1 protein-coding gene is annotated in these 230 nt (G+C 64.3%); it reads right to left on the bottom strand.

The window, feature by feature from the left end; genetic code table 11:
- On the bottom strand, positions 1-230 hold a 230-nt coding region (locus EOD29_RS35520; protein ID WP_206520638.1), incomplete at both ends, for a transposase.

The following is a 230-nucleotide window of genomic DNA, read 5'->3' as shown; positions in this document are numbered from 1 at the left end:
GGAACGCACGCTCTGGGTCTTCGCCGCCGCGGCGACTGCGGCAAGCTCATCCTCGCTCGCCGACGTCGCGAGGTCTTCCAGTTGCAATTCCAACTGCTCGATAAGCCTTGCCGTGCGCTCGGAGCGCTGCCCGTACAGTTCGCGTTTCAGCCTCTCGATGCGCAGCTCGAGATGCGCAATCAGCGCCTCGTTGTTGGACAGCATGGCCTGCGCGTTGGCGGCTTCAGCCT

The sequence above is a fragment of the Mesorhizobium sp. M1A.T.Ca.IN.004.03.1.1 genome (assembly GCF_003997555.1).
Lineage (GTDB): Bacteria > Pseudomonadota > Alphaproteobacteria > Rhizobiales > Rhizobiaceae > Mesorhizobium.
This window is presented reverse-complemented; position numbering and strand designations above follow the sequence as displayed.